General features: G+C 69.2%; 2 protein-coding genes. Both read right to left on the bottom strand.

Annotated features, from left to right (window positions below; all coding sequences use genetic code 11):
• Nucleotides 1–1910 (bottom strand): type I polyketide synthase (locus ACWD35_RS45315; RefSeq protein ID WP_451357152.1); only part of this gene is annotated, 1910 nt, incomplete at its 3' end.
• A gap of 44 nt (nucleotides 1911–1954) precedes the next feature.
• The coding region (locus tag ACWD35_RS45310; protein WP_451357151.1) for a phosphopantetheine-binding protein at nucleotides 1955–2845 on the bottom strand (891 nt) is incomplete at its 5' end.

Raw genomic sequence — 2845 nt, 5'->3', positions numbered from 1 at the left:
CAGACCTCGGCCAGCGAGACCATGACCGCCCACAACACGGGCTGCACGACGTCGACCTGCTCCAGCCAGGCCTCGTCGTCCGTGTCGCGGAGGATGTCCGTCAGCGACCAGTCCACGAACGGCGCGAGGGCAGCCGCGCACTCGCTGATCCGTTCCGCGAACACCGGGGAACTGGCGAGCAGTTCAGCCGCCATACCCAGCCACTGCGAACCCTGACCAGGGAACACGAACACCGCACGACCATCGACACCGGCCGCACTGCCCCGCACCATACCCGCGGCCTCGCGGCCCTCGGCAAGCGCCTCAACACCCGGCAGACCATCCAGGACCACAGCCCGGTGCTCGAACACCGACCGCCCCGTCACCAGCGAGAACCCGACATCACTCGCCGAAGCATCATGCGACACATGGGCGGCCAGCCGCTCCGCCTGACCCCGCAGAGCCGCCTCGGACTTGCCGGACAGCACCCACGGCACCAACACCGGCGGCAGCACGGTCTCCGAAGGCTCCTCATCGGGAACCGAAACCGGAGCCTGCTCCAGAATCACGTGCGCGTTCGTGCCACTGACACCGAACGCCGACACACCGGCGCGTCGCGGTTCCTCGCTCTGCGGCCACGGCATGGCGTCGGTCAGCAGCTCGACGGCACCGGCGGACCAGTCCACGTGTGGCGAGGGTTCGTCGACGTGCAGCGTCTGCGGAAGCAGCCCATACCGCATCGCCAACACCATCTTCATCACACCGGCCACACCGGCCGCCGCCTGCGTGTGCCCGATGTTCGACTTGATCGAGCCCAGCAGCAGCGGACGGTTCTCAGGCCGGTCCTGCCCGTACGCGGCCAGCAGCGCCTGCGCCTCGATCGGGTCACCGAGCGTCGTACCCGTACCGTGCGCCTCTACGGCGTCGATCTCGGCGGAGGACAGGCGGGCGTTCGCCAGGGCCTGAAGGATCACCCGCTGCTGGGAGATGCCGTTGGGCACGGTCAGGCCGCTGCTGCTGCCGTCCTGGTTGACGGCGGAGCCCCGGATCACCGCGAGCACGGGGTGGCCGTTGCGCTGTGCGTCGGACAGGCGCTCCAGCAGGAGCATGCCGACGCCCTCGCCCCAGCCGGTGCCGTCCGCGCCCGCCGCGAACGCCTTGCAGCGGCCGTCGGGGGCGAGGCCTCGCTGACGGCTGAACTCCACGAACAGTCCGGGTGTCGTCATCACCGTGACACCGCCGGCGAAGGCGACCGCGCACTCACCCTGGCGCAGCGACTGCACCGCCAGGTGCAGGGCGACCAGCGACGACGAACACGCTGTGTCCACCGTCACCGCGGGGCCCTCGAACCCGAAGGTGTAGGACAGGCGACCGGACATCACACTGGCCGCGCTGCTGGTGGCCAGGTAGCCCTCGACGCCCTTCGGGGCCTGCCGCAGGGCCTCGATGTAGTCCTGGCCGTTGGTGCCCACGAAGACTCCGGCCTTGGCACCGCGCAACGACGCCGGGGCGACGCCGGCCCGCTCCATGGCCTCCCAGCTGGTCTCCAGGAGCAGCCGCTGCTGCGGGTCCATCGCCAGCGCCTCACGCGGCGAGACGCCGAAGAACGCCGGATCGAAATCGCCCGCGTCGGACAGGAAGGCGCCTTCCTTCACGTACGAGGTGCCGGCGCGGTCCGGGTCCGGGTCGTACAGGGCTTCGAGGTCCCAGCCACGGTCGTCCGGGAACTGGGCCACGGCGTCGCCGCCGCCGGCGAGCAGTTCCCACAGCTGTTCCGGGGACTGGACGCCCCCGGGGAAGCGACAGCTCATCCCGACGATCGCGATGGGCTCCTGCGACTTGTCCTCGACATCGCGAAGGCGGCGCTGTGTCTGACGCAGGTCGGCCATGACTCGCTTCAGATACTCAACGAGCTTCTCTTCGTTCGACACTTAGCCTTGCCCCCTCGCGGAAACCGCATGGTTCTTGATCATTCTCAGGCATCCCCGAGTTCTCGGTCGATGACGTCGAAGAGCTCGTCGACCGACACATCTTCAAGATCGTTTTCCATCACGTTCGGTTCCCTGCCCCCACTGGAGGCGGCACCGGCCTGGTTCAACTTCGCCAGCATGGACTGGAGTCGGACCACTGCCTTGGTGCGGGCGATGTCGTCCTCCGGCAGCCCGCAGAGAACGGCCTCAAGGTGGTCGATCTCCGCGGGCAGCGCGTTCTCCGGTGCGGCCTCGTCCGGGGCCAGCTCCGCCAGGAGGTGGCGGGCGAGCGCCGAGGGAGACGCGTAGTCGAACAGGGTCGTGGGCCGCAACTTCAGGCCGGTGGCGGTGTTCAGACGGTTCCTCAGTTCCACCGCGGTGAGCGAGTCGAGGCCCATCTCGAAGAAGCCGCGCTCGGCGTCGACCCCCGCCTGAGCGGCGTATCCGAGCACCGTAGCCGTGTTCTTGCGGATCAGGTCCAGTAGCACCGACTCCCGTTCGGCCACCGGGAGGGCGACCAGGGTCTCCGCGAGCGGCGATGTCCGCTCGGCGGTCCGGCCGTCTTCCGGAGAGCCGTCAACGGTCTGGTGCAGCTGCCTCACTTCGGCGATCTCGCCGAAGAGCGCGCTGGTACGGGACCCGCTCAGCTCCTTGGCGAACCGCGACCAGTCGACGTCGGTGATCACCGGGCAGGTCTCGGAGCCGGCCAGTGCCTGCTCCAGCGCCTTGACGGCCAGTTCGGGCTCCATCGGCGGCAGCCCGAATCGCTCCATGCGGCCACTGACCAGGCTGTTCTGCGCCGCCATGCCGTCGTCGGCCCAGGGGCCCCACGCGATCGACGTCGCCGGAAGACCCTCCCCACGCCGCAACTCCGCCAACGCATCCAGATACGCGTT

This window comes from Streptomyces sp. NPDC002671 (assembly GCF_053592475.1).
Note: the sequence above shows the minus strand (reverse complement) of the source record. Positions and strands in the feature narration are given on the sequence as shown.